Annotated in this window: 11 protein-coding genes; 5 read left to right on the top strand and 6 right to left on the bottom strand. The window is 45.6% G+C overall.

The features are described from left to right. Position 1: 1 nt before the first annotated feature. The 3 genes from QUA10_RS05385 (at position 2) to QUA10_RS05375 (ending at position 3,978) form a co-directional block, all read left to right on the top strand. Positions 2-1,972 carry a WD40 repeat domain-containing protein gene (locus QUA10_RS05385; RefSeq protein WP_333086188.1) on the top strand — a complete coding sequence of 657 codons (1,971 nt, stop codon included), beginning with the start codon at positions 2-4 and terminating at the stop codon, positions 1,970-1,972. After that, positions 1,969-3,114, top strand: a complete 1,146-nt coding sequence (locus QUA10_RS05380) for an ATP-binding protein (RefSeq protein ID WP_333082508.1) — start codon at positions 1,969-1,971, stop codon at positions 3,112-3,114. The genes QUA10_RS05385 and QUA10_RS05380 overlap by 4 nt, the downstream gene beginning before the upstream one ends. A 282-nt stretch (positions 3,115-3,396) precedes the next feature. Then, the gene (locus tag QUA10_RS05375) at positions 3,397-3,978 is read left to right on the top strand and encodes an HAD family hydrolase (RefSeq protein WP_333082509.1); all 582 of its coding nucleotides are present in this window, start codon (positions 3,397-3,399) and stop codon (positions 3,976-3,978) included. Between the two features lie 15 nt (positions 3,979-3,993). Here the strand turns inward: QUA10_RS05375 and QUA10_RS05370 are convergent, their stop codons facing one another. From QUA10_RS05370 to ftsH2, 5 genes are all read right to left on the bottom strand, one after another. Further along, positions 3,994-5,223: an ATP-binding protein gene (locus QUA10_RS05370; protein ID WP_333082510.1), complete on the bottom strand. Its 1,230-nt coding sequence runs from the start codon at positions 5,221-5,223 to the stop codon at positions 3,994-3,996. A 6-nt stretch (positions 5,224-5,229) separates the two neighbouring features. Next, positions 5,230-8,157 carry a PAS domain S-box protein gene (locus QUA10_RS05365; RefSeq protein WP_333082511.1) on the bottom strand — a complete coding sequence of 976 codons (2,928 nt, stop codon included), beginning with the start codon at positions 8,155-8,157 and terminating at the stop codon, positions 5,230-5,232. 128 nt (positions 8,158-8,285) lie between these two features. Further along, positions 8,286-9,575 (bottom strand): aminopeptidase P N-terminal domain-containing protein, encoded by a 1,290-nt coding sequence (locus QUA10_RS05360; RefSeq protein WP_333082512.1) that lies wholly within the window; start codon positions 9,573-9,575, stop codon positions 8,286-8,288. 138 nt (positions 9,576-9,713) lie between these two features. Then, a complete protein-coding gene (locus QUA10_RS05355; protein WP_333082513.1) occupies positions 9,714-10,124 on the bottom strand; it encodes a hypothetical protein in 411 nt (136 codons plus the stop codon). 133 nt (positions 10,125-10,257) lie between these two features. After that, positions 10,258-12,144: an ATP-dependent zinc metalloprotease FtsH2 gene (ftsH2, locus tag QUA10_RS05350; RefSeq protein WP_333082514.1), complete on the bottom strand. Its 1,887-nt coding sequence runs from the start codon at positions 12,142-12,144 to the stop codon at positions 10,258-10,260. A gap of 323 nt (positions 12,145-12,467) precedes the next feature. On the opposite strand from ftsH2, the gene QUA10_RS05345 reads away from it, so the two are divergent. Together QUA10_RS05345 and QUA10_RS05340 are read left to right on the top strand one after the other, a co-directional pair. Continuing rightward, positions 12,468-13,550 carry a ParM/StbA family protein gene (locus QUA10_RS05345; RefSeq protein ID WP_333082516.1) on the top strand — a complete coding sequence of 361 codons (1,083 nt, stop codon included), beginning with the start codon at positions 12,468-12,470 and terminating at the stop codon, positions 13,548-13,550. A gap of 20 nt (positions 13,551-13,570) precedes the next feature. Beyond that, positions 13,571-14,089 (top strand): hypothetical protein, encoded by a 519-nt coding sequence (locus QUA10_RS05340; protein ID WP_333068371.1) that lies wholly within the window; start codon positions 13,571-13,573, stop codon positions 14,087-14,089. Positions 14,090-14,435: 346 nt separating this feature from the next. On the opposite strand, the gene QUA10_RS05335 is transcribed toward QUA10_RS05340, so the two are convergent. Then, positions 14,436-15,359 carry a hypothetical protein gene (locus tag QUA10_RS05335; RefSeq protein WP_333082517.1) on the bottom strand — a complete coding sequence of 308 codons (924 nt, stop codon included), beginning with the start codon at positions 15,357-15,359 and terminating at the stop codon, positions 14,436-14,438. Positions 15,360-15,596: the final 237 nt, after the last annotated feature.

The following is a 15,596-nucleotide window of genomic DNA, read 5'->3' as shown; positions in this document are numbered from 1 at the left end:
GATGGGAGAATTTGCTGAGAAGTTAGAGGCCAAACCACTTTTCTTTCAACGTGCTTATCTGGGCAGCTTACTGCCAAATTATGTCAAGTCGGGAAATTTAGGAAAATATTATCAAACGCTGACAGATTTTAACTTCCTGATGGCAAAAATTCAGCATCCTGAGTTTGGACTGCAGGCACTGATTGATGATTTCAATTTGGTTGACGATTCAGAAGCATTAACTCACCCAGAGTACAACTCAGAAAAAGTTGAAGCCCTGAACTTGATTCAAGCGGTACTGTGGATGTCAGCGGATATTTTGACTCTAGATAAGACGCAACTGGCAGGGCAATTGTTAGGGCGCTTGCTGCACTTTAACATTCCGGCAATTCAGGGAATGGCAGAGGTAGCTAAGCAGTGGAAAGCAGCACCTTGGTTGCGTCCTTTGACATCTTGTTTAACTCTCCCTGGCCGGGGACTGCTGCGCACTCTCAAAGGTCACAGCAGTTCGGTATATGCAGTAGCCGTCACTGCTGATGGCAAGCGGGCGATTTCTGGTTCATATGATAACACCCTCAAAGTCTGGGATTTAACAACTGGAAAGGAACAGTTTACTCTCAAGGGTCACACCCGTTCGGTAAATGCAGTAGCCGTCACTGCTGATGGCCAGCGGGCGATTTCTGGTTCATATGATAACACCCTCAAAGTCTGGGATTTAACAACTCGAAAGGAACAGTTTACTCTCAATGGTCACACCAGTTGGGTAAATGCAGTAGCCGTCACTGCTGATGGCAAGCGGGCGATTTCTGCTTCAAGAGACAAAACCCTCAAAGTCTGGGATTTAACAACTGGAAAAGAACAGTTTACTCTCAATGGTCACACCAGTTCGGTAAATGCAGTAGCCGTTACTGTTGATAGCAAACGGGCGATTTCTGGTTCGTGGGACAACACCCTCAAAGTTTGGGATTTAACAACTGGAAAAGAACAGTTTACTCTCAATGGTCACACCAGTTTGGTATATGCAGTAGCCGTCACTGCTGATGGCAAGCGGGCGATTTCTGGTTCAATTGATAAAACCCTCAAATTCTGGGATTTAACAACTGGAAAGGAACAGTTTACTCTTAATGGCCACACCCGTTCGGTATATGCAGTAGCCGTCACTGCTGATGGCAAGCGGGCGATTTCTGCTTCAATTGACAAAAGCCTGAAAGTCTGGGATTTAACAACTGGAAAGGAACAGTTTACTCTCAAAGGTCAAACCAGTTTTGTAAATGCAGTAGCCGTCACTGCTGATGGCAAGCGGGCGATTTCTGCTTCAATTGACAAAACCCTGAAAGTCGGGGATTTAACAACTGGAAAGGAACAGTTTACTTTCAAGGGTCACACCAAATCGGTATATGCAGTAGCTGTCACTGCTGATGGCAAGCGGGCGATTTCTGCTTCAGGTGACAAAACCCTGAAAGTCTGGGATTTAACAACTGGAAAGGAACAGTTTACTCTCAAAGATCACACCAGTGTAAATGCAGTAGCTGTCACTGCTGATGGCAATCGGGCGATTTCTGGTTCAATTGACAAAACCCTTAAAGTCTGGGATTTAACAACTCGAAAGCAACAGTTTACTCTCAAGGGTCACACTGGTTGGGTAAATGCAGTAGCCGTCACTGCTGATGGCAAGCGGGCGATTTCTGGTTCAGATGACAATACCCTCAAAGTCTGGGATTTAACAACTCGAAAGCAACAGTTTACTCTCAAAGGTCACACCAGGGTAAATGCAGTAGCTGTCACTGCTGATGGCAATCGGGCGATTTCTGGTTCTTGGGACAACACCATCAAAGTTTGGGATTTATCGAGTGGAAATGTCATTGCCACTTTCACGGCTGAAAGCCCGATCGCCTATTGCGCTATTGCACCAGATGGAGTCACAATTGTCGCAGGCGACTACTATGGCCGCGTCTATTTCCTGCGGTTAGAAGGCATGGAGGAACTAACATGAATTCCTCACCTCTGCCAACTCCCATCTCTACCGATTCTTACCCAAAAGAATTTCAGCAACTCCTGCGAGAAAAAACCGAGAATTTTGTCGGGCGCAAGTTTGTTTTTTCTGCCATTTCCGACTTTCTAGCCTCCTACAGCCGCGGTTATTTCACAATTGTCGGCACACCCGGCTGTGGCAAAAGTTCCATCCTCGCCCAATATGTCACCGCCCATCCTCGCAGTATCTATTACAACGCTGGAGTTGAGGGCAAAAATCGAGCTGAAGATTTTCTCGCTTCTGTCTGCACTCAACTGATTGACAAATACCTTGCCGCCAATGGGGAAACATCGGAAATTCTCAAGCTCAAATCTCAACTTCAAAATCTCGAATCCCATGATGGGAGTTGGTTTCTGTCTTTGTTGCTTCAGCAAATTAGCGACAAATTAGCCGTAGCTTGCGAGACGGCACGTCATCGCCAAAAGTTGATAATAGTCATTGATTCTGTAGACGCGATCGCCCGCACGAGTCAGCCTCCCAGCACAAATCTGTTTTATCTGCCGAGATATTTGGGCGATCGTACTTATTTTATCCTCGCCCGCCGCCCGTTTTTGAGAGAGAAATCCGGTTTGTTAATTGAAACCCCCTCTCAAACTCTCGATTTAAGAGATTATCCCGCCCAAAATCGCGAAGATACCCTTAACTACATTCAGCAATACCTATCAACCGCACCGGATTTAACTGCACCGGAATTGGGCCAACAACTCGCAACTGTCAGCGAAAACAATTTCATGTATCTGAGTCAGATCTTACCTGCCATTAACGAGAATTCACACCCCGATGCTAATCTGGGGGAATCCTCACTTGTCTCTGAACTTCCTCCCGGTTTAGCAGCGTATTATCAAAACCACTGGCTGCGGATGAGAGGTGATGCTTTATCGGCGATCGAGTTGTCTGTGCTGAATGTTTTGGTACAATCAACAGCAAGTTTATCTGTAAGTGCGATCGCCAATATAATTGATCAGGATGAATACGATGTTGAAAAAGTGTTAGACAATTGGATCGAGTTCTTAAATAAGCAGGAAATCGGAGGAGAAATTTGCTATAGTTTGTATCATAATAGTTTCCGCGAATGGTTAGGCAAACAATCTATTTTAGAATGATGAGTTTACCTAGATTTTCGCTGTGCCCGCCTATAGTCTTCCTTGTCCAGTCTTCCCGATCCCCCCTAACCCCCCTTAATAAGGGGGGGACAAGAGGAGTCAAAGTCCCAATTGGAAAAAGAGGAGCACTGCAACACTCAAAGTCCCCCTTCTTAAGGGGGATTTAGGGGGATCTAGACTCGACTATAAACGATAGATACAAAGGTTTTTAGGCTTAAGTTAACACCAACGAACACTGCCGCAGCCTCACCCTAAACTCAATTTTAAAGCAACAATACAACAATGAAACGAGCAGTATTTCTTGACAGAGATGGCGTTCTCAATATCGAAGCCGGCTACATTCACAAAGTAGAAGATTTGCATTTAATCCCCGGAGTAGCCCAAGCTGTACGCCGTTTAAATGACAAAGAAATATTTTGCTGTTTAGTTTCCAATCAATCCGGCCCAGCGAGAGATTATTATCCGGTTAGCCACGTAGAAGATTTGCACAAACGCCTGTGTCAGCTATTAGAAAATGAAGCGGGAGCCAAGTTAGATGCTCTTTATTACTGTCCTTATTTAAGCGCAGCCGAAGGCGGAACCCACCCAGAATTTACGCGGTATACGACGTGGCGAAAACCAAATACAGGGATGTTGGTAGCGGCGGCTTGGGAACAGGATTTAGATTTGCGAAATAGTTTTATGGTCGGGGATAAAGCCACTGATGTAGATATGGCTCACAATGCGGGCTGTACTGGTATTTTGGTGCAGACTGGTTACGGAGAAAGTGTGTTGAGTGGGGAGTATCAGCATCATACTAAACCGGATTTTATTGCAGCAAATTTAGCTGCGGCGGTGGAGTGGATTTTGCAACACTTTGATTAGTGTTTGTAGTGGTACTTAAGTTGTTTCTCGTTGAGTCCTACAGGAAAGTGCTACGTAAGGAAGCGCGACTGTGAAGGTTGTACCGATGCCCATTGTGCTTTCGCAGGCGATCGCCCCTCCTTGCAATTCCACAGCTTTTTTAACAATTGTTAATCCCAAACCGTTACCTTTAATCTTTCCCGTATTCTTGCAGCGGTAAAACATTTCAAATATTTTCCCTACTTCGGTTTCGGGGATGCCGATACCTTCGTCTCGGATACGCAGAATTAGTAAGGGAGAGTTAATATTTGTAAAGTGGGAATTGCGAAACAAACACTGAAGAGACAAGCCGAAAATAGCTTCTTGGTCTCCTTCGCTTGCTGGACGGCATTCCAATTCCAAGGTGACTTGCCCGCCGTTGGGAGAATATTTGATGGCGTTGACAATTAAGTTAGAAATAATGCCGTGCAGCAATTGTTGATCTAACATCGCGCTGGTAACATCTGACGGGATGAATGTTAGTTTGTGCTTGGCTTCATTTCCTAACTGCAATTGAGCCAGCAAGTCTTGACAAAATTCGACTAAATTTATCGGTAATGGATTGCATTTGAGTTGGCCTGATTCTGCTCTGCCCATGAACAGCATATCGTCGATTAGCTGGTTCATCTTTTGGGTAGCTGAGTGCACCAGCCGCAGGGTTCTAACTTGGGATTCGTCCCTGCTGCGAGTTCGATCGAGATCGAGAAGTTCCGCAGAAATTAAAATCGCGTTGAGGGGATTCCGCAATTCGTGAGCGGCCATTGAAATATACTGGTTTTGGCGGTGCGATTTTTCTTCCACCGACTCTATGGCTGCTTCGGCAGCTTTGAGAGATTCTCGCATCTTGGTTTCGATTTCGTGTCTGTGCAGGGCAATCTCGATCGCCACCCGCAAATCATTTTGTTGAAATGGTTTGATAATATAACCGAGTGGGTCTGTAAGTTTCGCTCTTTGCAGCGTTTTATCGTCGGCATAAGCTGTTAAAAATACTGTCGGCACATTTTTATTAGTTTTGATTTTCTCGGCCGCTGTTACCCCGTCCATGTCACCTTTAAGCACGATATCCATCAACACTAAGTCTGGGGGGTTTTCTATCGCTTTTTGAATTGCTTCTTCTCCTGAAGAAACTGTAGCTGTTACTCCATATCCCAGTTTTTTTAATCGACCTGCGATGTCTTGGGCTACAATAACTTCGTCTTCTACAACCAAAATTTGTATAGGGTTCATTTTTCGTTAAATACGCTGCCGATAATTTAACTCTTGGAAAATCAGAGTGTAGCAGGTTCCACGCTGACTGTCAATGGCAATACTCGCGTCTAATTGATAAGCCAACATTTTCACTAATCGCAATCCTAATGTTTCAGTATTTTCCACGTCAAAATCAGCCGGAAATCCGCGACCGTTATCTTGAATAATTAAATGAAATTGGTGTTTATTTATTTCATTGAAATTAATGGCTATTTCACCAGCCAAACTAGAGACAAAGGCATATTTTAAAGAGTTAGAAACCAGTTCGTTAATAATTAAACCGCACGGAATTGCTGTTTCTATGTTTAAATAAATGGGGTCAACTTTGAGGTTAAACTGGATGGAAGTGTTGCCGCAACCAAAAGATTGATACAAATTAGCAACCAAGTTTTCGACGTAGGGCGCCAGGGCGATCTGATCGAGATGTTCGGATTGATAAAGTTGCTCGTGAATCAGAGCCATTGAATGGATGCGAGTCTGGCTTTCTTCAAATAAAGTTAGCGTCGCTTCGTCTTCAATATATTGAGCTTGAAGTTGCAGCAGGCTCGAAATTACCTGCATATTATTTTTGACTCGGTGGTGAATTTCTTTCAGCAATACTTCTTTTTCGCGGAGTGCTGCTTGAATGCGGGCTTCCGTAAATTTGCGATCGCTAATATCTTCGCCAATACCCGCGATGCGGTAAATTTTGCCCGATTCGTCGTAAATGGGAAAAGCTCGATCGCACACCCAGCGAATTGTGCCGTCTGGCAGAAAAATCCGATATTCGGTATTGGTAGACTCGCCCTGCAACACTCGCCCCATTGCCTCTTCCAACAGGAGTTTATCTTCTGGATGCAGCCACTCCATCATTTTTAAGGGATCAGCATACAATTCTTCGCGACTGCGCCCCCAGATTTGTTCGTAAGCTGGACTCAGATACAATAAATCGGTGAATTCCGCAGACATTAGCCAGACGGAATCTTGGATATTTTCTGCTAGCTGGCGGAAGCGTACTTCACTTTCGCGGATGGTTTGTTCTGCCTGTTTGCGGGCGGTAATATCTACTGCAATGCCCACAATGCGGTAGATATTACCAGATTGATTTCTAATCGGAAAAGCCCGATCGCGAATCCAGCGGGTTTTGCCATCCGGCCTGACAATTCGATATTCTATCTCGTCTTCAGACTCAATTTTTCTCGTTAAACTAGCAATAACACGCTCGCGATCTTCTGGATGGAGGGAATCTGCAAAAAAGCGCCCGTAAGCATACAAATCAGCGCAGCTTCTGCCCCAAATCTTTTCGTAAGCCGGACTGATATAAATAATTTTCTGGGTTATAACGTTTACCATCCAAAACACGCTTTCAATGTTTTCTGCTAGCTGTCGGAACCTTTCTTCGCCTTCTTTTAGTGCTGCTTCGGTTTCTTTGCGATCGCTAATATCTTCTGTCACTACTACATTGTAAATTGCCCCGCTCAGCGGTTCTTTGATTAGCGATACTGTAATATTTACCCAAACTAAATTCCCGTCTTTGTGCAGCAAGCGTTTTTCCATTTTAAAATTGTCAATTTCCCCGGCAAATAATTTATTGTTTTGTTCTAAATCTGCATCTATATCTTCTGGGTAAGTAACGTCCATCCAAGTTCGCGACAGCAGTTCAGTCGCAGTATATCCCACTATCTCGCAAAATTTTTGATTGACTCGCAAATAGCGACCTGTTTGGTCAGGGTGGGTAATACCTACTGCCGCTTGTTCGACGGTTGCCCGAAAGCGTTCTTCGCTATCTCTGAGGGTTGCTTCTGCTTTTTTGCGATCGCTAATATCGCGCTGCACGCCAAAATAGCCCACGATTCTGCCGTGGGAATCGTAAATACAAATATAGTCGCCTTCCACCCAAACTGGAACACCGTCAAACTTGCGATTTTCATTTTCGATGTGAATTCTTCCAGTATCAAAAAATTGCCTTATTATCTCTCTGCTACCAGTCAAGTTGTGCGAAAATAAAGAGTCAAGGGTGCGGCCAATAAACTGTTCCCTAATACCTCCGTATTGAGCTATCAAAGCATCATTTGCCTTCGTTACCCGCCCGTGAGTAAATACGTAATCCAAAACATTTTCTTTGTCAACTCTATCGTCCCATTGCACGGGTTCGTCCAGCATCATAAAGAAAAAACCATCTAAAGATTGAGAGAAAAACAATTCTAGCTGTTCCTGGCTTTCCCGCAGATCTTTTTCGGCGCGCCAGCGAGAGAGAATTTCTTCCTGCAATTGATCGTTTGCTGTTTTCAAGTCTTCAGTGCGCTTTTGATATTTAATTTCTAGCTGATTTTTGATTTCTTCCAGCGCTATTTCTGCCTGTTTTTTTTCGGTAATATCTTGAGTAACGAGCATTCCTGCAAAAATTTCTTCCCGGTCATTTTTGACTGGAGCAACTGTTATTAAATAAACGCGATTTCCGTATTTATATTCAAAAGTATTTTCTTTTCCCCCCAAAGCCGCGCGATATTTAGTCTCAAAAAGTTGCCAATCTTCAGGTGGGGATACTTCCCACAAGGTTTTGCCTTCCAACAGTTCTTTAGACAAACCAACTGCTGCCAAACCTTGACCGTCAACCAGAGTATAGCGCAAATCGCGATCGAACAACAACACCGAGCCATTTGGATAATGCTTGATGAGAGTTCGGTACATTTCCTGACTTTTTTCCAGAGATGCGATTAACCGAAGGCGATCGTCATCGGTGATATCAAATTCAGTTACCGAACCCGAAAAGCCAGCATTCTCGACTGCTTTGAGTTGTGCTTCTAATTTCTGGCACAATTCTCTCTGCTGCTGCAAATTCTCTTCGAGTTGCCGAATTTTTGCTGTTTGCTCTGCTACTAATGCTTCGCAGGTTTCCAGAGGTCGATCGATCTTGGTAGGATCAATACACATAAGCGCTCTTTGTTTGGCAGTTGCGGACTTGAGCTTTTTCAAGCCAATACTAACAAAGCTCAAGCCTTCACTGCTAACTTAATTAATCAATCTTTCTTGACTTCTGCCCAAAGCCTTCTACTTTGCATTTATTTAGGAACTCCCGCCGTCAAGACTTCATGACTTTCCACTGTCACCAAAACATCATCTTCAATTCTCACGCCAATACCACGCCATTTTTCAGGAACCTCCGGCTGTCCTTCAACCGATTTAATATAAGGAGAAATATAAATCCCCGGTTCCACCGTCAGCACTTGTCCGGCCTGCAAAACTTGCGGATTTTCGCCGTACTGATAAACGCCGACATCGTGCACATCCAATCCCAGCCAATGACCAGTGCGGTGCATATAAAATGGCTTGTATTTCTCTTCTTTAATTATCTCTTCAATGTCCCCCACCAAAAGTTTTAGATCCATTAAACCTTCCACCAAAACGCGCACCGCTGTTTCATGAATTTTGCTGTAAGGATTTCCCGGATATACTTGACTAATTGCCTGCAATTGTGCTTGCAAAACTAAGTCATAAATTATCTGTTGTTCGGCTGTAAATTTGCCGCTAACAGGAAAGGTGCGAGTAATATCAGCATTGTAGTAGCCGCAAGCACAACCGGCATCTATTAGCAGCAAATCGTTTTCCTGCATTTGCCTGTTGTTTTCGATGTAGTGGAGGACGCAGGAATTGTAACCTGATGCAACAATTGAAGGGTAAGCGGGAGTGCAGCCATTTAAGCCAAAAGTATGTTCTATTTCAGCTTGAATTTCATATTCGTATCTGCCCGGTTTGGCGAATTCTTGGGCGCGGTTGTGCGCTGCAACTGAGATATTAGCGGCTTTTCGCATTAATGCTAATTCAGTTTCGCTTTTCACCAGCCGCATCGGGTGTAAAATGATGTTGGAATCTTCGATTGCTGTCGGGCCCGTGCCGCGTTTCGGGTAGGTTGCCATCAAGCGCTGCCAGTGATTGAGGACTATTTGGTCGAAACTACGATCGCGTCCGAAGTGATAGTATATGCGATCGGCTTTTTCTAAATATTTCGGCAATTTTTCGGCAAGTTCGGCGATGGGGAAAGCTTCATCCGCGCCGTACAATTCCTTAGCCCCTTCTACTCCGGCGCGATAACCATGCCAAGTTTCTTTTTCCAAGTCTTTTGGCTGCACAAACAACACAAATTTGTGTTCTTCGTGGTGCGGCGCGAGCACTGCTACCGCCGCAGCTTCGTTGAAACCAGTTAAGTAGAAAAAATCGCTATCTTGTCGGTATGCGTATTCTACATCGTTGTGCATGACGGCTGCGGGCGCGCTGCGAAATATCGCCGTCCCGCTGCCAATTTTTGCCATTAATTGTTCGCGTCTTTGCCGATACTCGGTGGGGTTTGTCATTCGATTTTAGATTTTAGATTTTAGATTTTAGATTAAATTTAATATTAACACTCGGCGGTTTCAAGCGGTGCTTGTCAAACTTGCACCCGCAAGCCCAGGGTTGAAGATATAGGTGATCGGTTTTTTTTCTTGATCTACTTATTTATTCTCTTGTTCTGCGATCGCCAATTGACAAGTATAGTCAACCAGACCAGACAAAGATGAGTTGCGATCGACTAAAGTCCATCTCGGATCGAAATTCGACCAATTTTCGCCATCTTGGCTAACTCTGACAGTTCTAAACTGTCGCTGCTGGCAGTTAACTTCCATTTGCGCCAACAATTTCTCGTTACTAAACTGTTGAGTTCCTAAAATAGTTCTGACTGGATAAGAATGAGCACCGGGAATATCGGATTTACTTAATTCAACGCTGCTGGGGTCGAGGCAAATATCTACAAAACATCTTAATTTTTCAGCGCGGGCGCTCAAAGTATTGAGGGAAACAAAAATCAAAGTTGCTATTAAAAAAAATGACAAATTCTTAGTATTTATGGCAAATGTAGTATTCATCTGCGTTAATTGGCATTTAGGGGCGGTTTAATATTATTGACAGTTTAATAAAAAAGTAGGGACGTGGCAATAGTGCTGCGTCCCTACTTTTTAAAGACACAGCAAGGCCGTGTCCCTATTTTTTAAACAAGTCTTAAAGCTGAGGAACGTATTGTTCTTTTTCAGGAACAAAAGTGTATTCAGAGACGATTAGGCGCAACTCTTCGCCGTCGATGGTTTCTTTTTCAATTAACAAATCGACTAAGCGATCGATCACAGTGCGATTTTCGCGAATAATTCGGCGGGCGTCGTCGTAGCAATGATCGACAATCGATCGAACTTGTCCGTCAATCCGAGAGGCTATTTCTTCGGAATATTCCGATCGCGCTGTGTAGTCGCGGCCGAGGAAAATTTCGCTTTGCTGTGCTTCTAGGGCGATCGGGCCCAAGGTAGACATCCCATAGCGAGTCACCATTTGCCGCGCCATACCGCTGACTTGCTGCAAGTCGTTGCCGGCACCGGTGGTTACTTCGGCATCACCGAAAACTACTTCTTCGGCTGCGCGGCCACCCAAAGCACCGCTAATTCGGGCTAAAATTTGCGATCGAGAAATCAAACCTTGGTCTTCGCTGGGCATGAACCAAGTCAAGCCGCGGGCCTGTCCGCGAGGAACTAAGGTAACTTTTTGAACAGGATCGTGGGCTTGAATGATTGTACCGACGATCGCGTGGCCGATTTCGTGGTAAGCAATCAAGCGCTTGCTCTTGCTGTCCACCAAAGGAGTGCCTTCCATACCTGCTACCACGCGATCGACTGCATCGTCAACTTCGAGCATCGTAATCGCTTCTTTGCGGCGGCGGGCGGTTAAAATAGCCGCTTCGTTGAGCAAGTTAGCCAAATCAGCGCCGGTAAAACCAGGAGTGCGGCGGGCGATGGCGTCCAAAGAAATCTCTGGAGACAGCTTTTTGTTGCGCGCGTGAACTTCCAAAATTTCCAAGCGGCCTTTAATATCCGGCGTATCTACGCTAACTTGGCGGTCAAAACGTCCCGGACGCAGCAGCGCCGAGTCGAGCACGTCGGGGCGGTTCGTGGCAGCAATGATGATAATGCCAGTATTGCCCTCAAAACCGTCCATTTCGGTCAGCAACTGGTTCAGGGTTTGTTCCCGTTCGTCGTTACCGCCACCGATACCGGCGCCACGCTGGCGGCCCACTGCATCGATTTCATCGATGAAGATGATGCAAGGAGCATTTTCTTTAGCTTTCTTGAACAAGTCGCGGACGCGGGAAGCGCCGACACCGACGAACATTTCCACAAATTCTGAACCGGAGATGCTGAAGAAAGGCACGCCGGCTTCGCCTGCGATGGCTTTGGCCAGCAAGGTTTTACCGGTTCCGGGAGGGCCAACTAACAGCACGCCTTTGGGAATCTTCGCCCCGACTGCGGTGAAGCGTTCGGGTTTTTTGAGGAATGTCACCACTTCTTGAAGTTCTTCTTTTGCTTCCTCAACGCCTGCTACGTCATCGAACAGTACGCCTGTTTTAGCTTCCATTTGAAAGCGAGCTTTGGATTTGCCAAAGTTCATGGCTTGGCCAGGGCCGCCGGGAACGTTGCCACCGCGGCGGAAGAGGAAAAACAGGCCTCCTACCAACAAGAGGGGAAAGACTAGATTGCCTAAAAGTCCCCAGACAGCGCCGTCGTTGCGTAGTGGGTGAGTGTCAAAGCTGATTTTGGAGTCTCTGAGCCTAGAAACCAGTTCCGGGGCATTTGAGGGCAAGTCTACCCGCCACCGCTGCTCGTGATTGTCCAGTTCGGGATCGACTGCTAGGACAATCGCCGTCCGACCTCCGTCGTAAAGGTCAACGCTGGTCACTCGACCGGCGTTTAAGTAATCTAAGAATCGACCGTAGCTCAGGCGGGTGCTGGCAGTGTTCTTGCTCATTTCAGCGGGGGATGGGGCAAAGGCCCCCTGCCACAAGAAAAAGCCGATGACTAAGGCGGGTAAAGTCCAAAGTAGTATAGTTCGCCAAGAAATTTTCATAAATGCGGATGCCTTGAATTGGGGACAGATCGGGTAAGATCGCGGTGTCGGAGAAGTGCGACAAAAGTTTACACTCAGAATCTTAACTAAATTTAACTTAACAATGCACTCTCAGGCAACAGAGCTTTGAGGACGATGGCTCCAGAAAAAGTTAGGTTAGTTACGGTAAGGGCGATCGTCCCGAATATAATGTTTGGTGCTGATTTCGATACCGATCTAGGTAGAGTTAGAAGAATCGCCGCTTTCACCCACTGTCTTTAAGCGTGGCAGTGTCAAGGGATAAGGCATGATAATGGTGAGGCTCAGTGAGGTAATACATTTCAATGACAACTAGACAGCTTGTTCCTAATTCGGCTATGCTGACCCAGCAGACTAAAGTCGCTTCTAACAAATCGATTATTAGTGCAGATTTGGGTCGGACGGCAACTAAAGCTTGCGTGAGTCGCAACCCTAGTAGCGTTGTTTTCATCCCTGCCAACGTGGCTACTATGCCCGTGGAAAAGGTGCGGGGCGGCAGCTTTGAGTCCAAAGCAACAGACCCTCTGTTGGATATGTGGCTGGAGTACCAGGGCAGGGGTTACGCTATAGGTCAATTGGCGGCAGATTTTGGCGCTAATCTCGGTGGCGCTGACCAGTCGAAAGTAGTAGATGCTTTGGTTAAGGTCTTTTCCTGTGCTGGATATTTCCAGATGAAAGGCGAAATAGCAGTTGTGCTGGGTTTGCCGTTTTATTCGCAGGATCAGTTTGAGAAGGAAAAGGAAGAGATTATCAGCCAACTGCGCTCTCCCCACGTTGTGGTCTACCGGGGCGAGCGTGTGGATATTAACATCAGTCACGTTTGGGTAATGCCGGAAGGGTTCGGCAGCCTGATTTGGTGCGAGGCTCAAGATAACAAGGAGTTTACGCCGGAGTTGCCGGAACTGTCGGTGGCTGTTGTGGATATCGGACACCAAACTACCGATTTGTTAATGGTCGATCGTTTCCGGTTCGCCCGGGCGGCTTCCAAGAGCGATTCCTTCGCAATGAACAAGTTCTACGAACAAGTTGCCTCAAAGATTCCGGGGGCAGACCCTCAATCTCTGTCTTTACTGGAAGCGGTGAATAAACCCGAAGGCCAGCGTTTCTACCGTCCCAGAGGAGCGACTAAGCCGACTAATTTAGATCCGATTATTAAGGATTTGCGGGAGGCTTTCGCTAACGAACTGTCCGAACGTTTGGTGCAGTGGCTGCCCGAACGTGTGACGGATGTGGTTCTGACTGGCGGTGGCGGCGAGTTTTTCTGGGAGGTTTTGCAACCTTTGCTTAAAGACGCCAATCTTAAGGCTCACTTGGCTCAGCCTTCTCGGAAAGCTAATGCTTTGGGACAGTTTATTTATGCTGAGGCTCAGCTAGCCACGATAAAGTAACGCATTAAGGCTTGAACCCTATGGCACTGTGGGCAAAAAATAAGGCGAATTTCTCGGTGGCGTTTACGGAAGATGCCGCGGATCAAACTTTGCTGGCCGCTATTGAAAAAGAGTTGGCTTTCACGAAGTATCAGACTTTCAGCAATCTCTGCAAGCAGGCTTTGTGGCAGTTTTTATCTGTATCTGAGTCTACGAGCTCTACACAGAGCTTTCAGCGGTTGGAACAGCGTATTGCTGAACTTGTGGTCAAATTTGCTGAGTTTGAGCACAATGTTTCGGCAGAGGAATTAAGCCGTTTGGAGGGACTGGAACATCACCTGACTCAACTCAGCGCGCAGTTGGATCAATTGCAGGGGAGTGTTAACAGTAAGTTTGCTCAAGTTTCTTTTGCCCCAGTTTCAAAAGTAGTAGAGCCTGACCCCATTGAGTCTGAGTCTGTGGCGGATGATAATGTAGTGTCTGACGCTGAGGTTGCTCCTCGTCGGGAATCCGATCCTTTGTTGGAGCGTTTAAGTTCTTTGTTACCCCAAGATTTCTAAAATGAGGTAGACCTAGGCTTAAAAGCCTTGAGATGTAATGTTAGTGGCCCGCTGTTGGCAGCCGGTACTGAATACAGAAACAAAGCGATCGCTCTTTTGAAAAAAAAGGGCGATCGCTTTGTTATATCAATTCATCTGCGTTAATCTGTGTTTATCTGCCCTCATCTGCGGTTAAAAAAAGAGAATTTATTAACCGCAGATGACAAAGGATTGACGCTGATTCACGCAGATGAATATCAGAGAGATAGGAATAATTGCGATACTAACAGATTTGATATTATTTGTTAGTTGTCAGTTGACTGTTGACGCTTGTCTGTTTTGTGTGGTTACCAATTACCAATTACCCTTATTCGATTAATCCTAATTTTTGTAAGCGCAAACGAATGGCACTAGGCTGTCGCTGAAATCTCTGAGCTAATTCGCCAATTTGTTGACCGCTAGCATATTCTTTCTTCAAATTTTCGTCTTCATCCTGACTCCACTTGACATAAGCTCTGGGATATTTCTGGCGAATTTTCTCATTCTGGGTTTTAGGTCGATAACCATTCTTTTGATCTGCATTCAAACCCGAACCTAACTGTGGGTTGATTTCCCCACTGCGACTAGCTAGCGCCTCTTGCACGCGGTTGGGAATCACAGCAATTTCTTCTGAGAGTTCAGCCAGAGCATTGTCTACTTTTTGCTGAAGTTCTGTTAGCTGCCGCTGCTGCAAATTGCCCCACTGCGGCAGTTCGTTGATAAACTGCTGCAAGTCGAGAATTATTGTTGTCAAAGTTTCGACTTGTTGCAACTCCGGTCGCTGTTTGAATTGGCGGCTGGTGAGTTCGATCTCGCTTTGAATCATTTTAATAGTTTTTTCTAAAATTATTAGTCGCTGGCGCAGGTTCTCAATGGCTGAAATTAGAGAGTGTACGTTTTCTCCAGGCCCAACATTGAGATTTTCGCGAGATGTTTGAGCAACAGCTTCGTCTAAAGCATTTACAGCAAGTTGCAATTGCTCGATCGCGCGATCGGTAGTAGCTGCTTGTTGATTTACGCGATCGAACGTGGCCGCCGTACTTGCTTTAACTTGCCTGTGCAGCTTCTGCCGATTCACAAAATTCAACACCAACGCAATCACTACAGGCACTTGAGTATAAACGCTCTGTTCCCAAACCAAGCTAGCAGCCAATCCCACAGCAGAGGCAGCAATAAAAACCACTTCAGCAGTTTCTAACAAATTGCTGGACGTGGGATTTTGGATTTTCGTTGGTGAATTGGATGATGACATAGGCTAATACCATTTTAGATTTTAGATTTTAGATTTTAGATTTTAGATTTTAGATTGGGAATGACTGATGAAGCTCGGAGTTTAGAGCACGGGCTTATAGTTGCATTATTTTTTTCAACTCGTACAAGTATGCGGATAAAAATAAAGTACGCGCGATGGCAGATATCCGGTATGTAATCGCACGTAAACCCCGAATTTAACAGTGGTGAAAAACAGATTAAGTTTTTTATTCACAGC

Source organism: Microcoleus sp. Pol8_D6, assembly GCF_036700965.1.
In the GTDB taxonomy this organism is placed as follows: Bacteria; Cyanobacteriota; Cyanobacteriia; order Cyanobacteriales; family Microcoleaceae; genus Microcoleus.
This window is presented reverse-complemented; position numbering and strand designations above follow the sequence as displayed.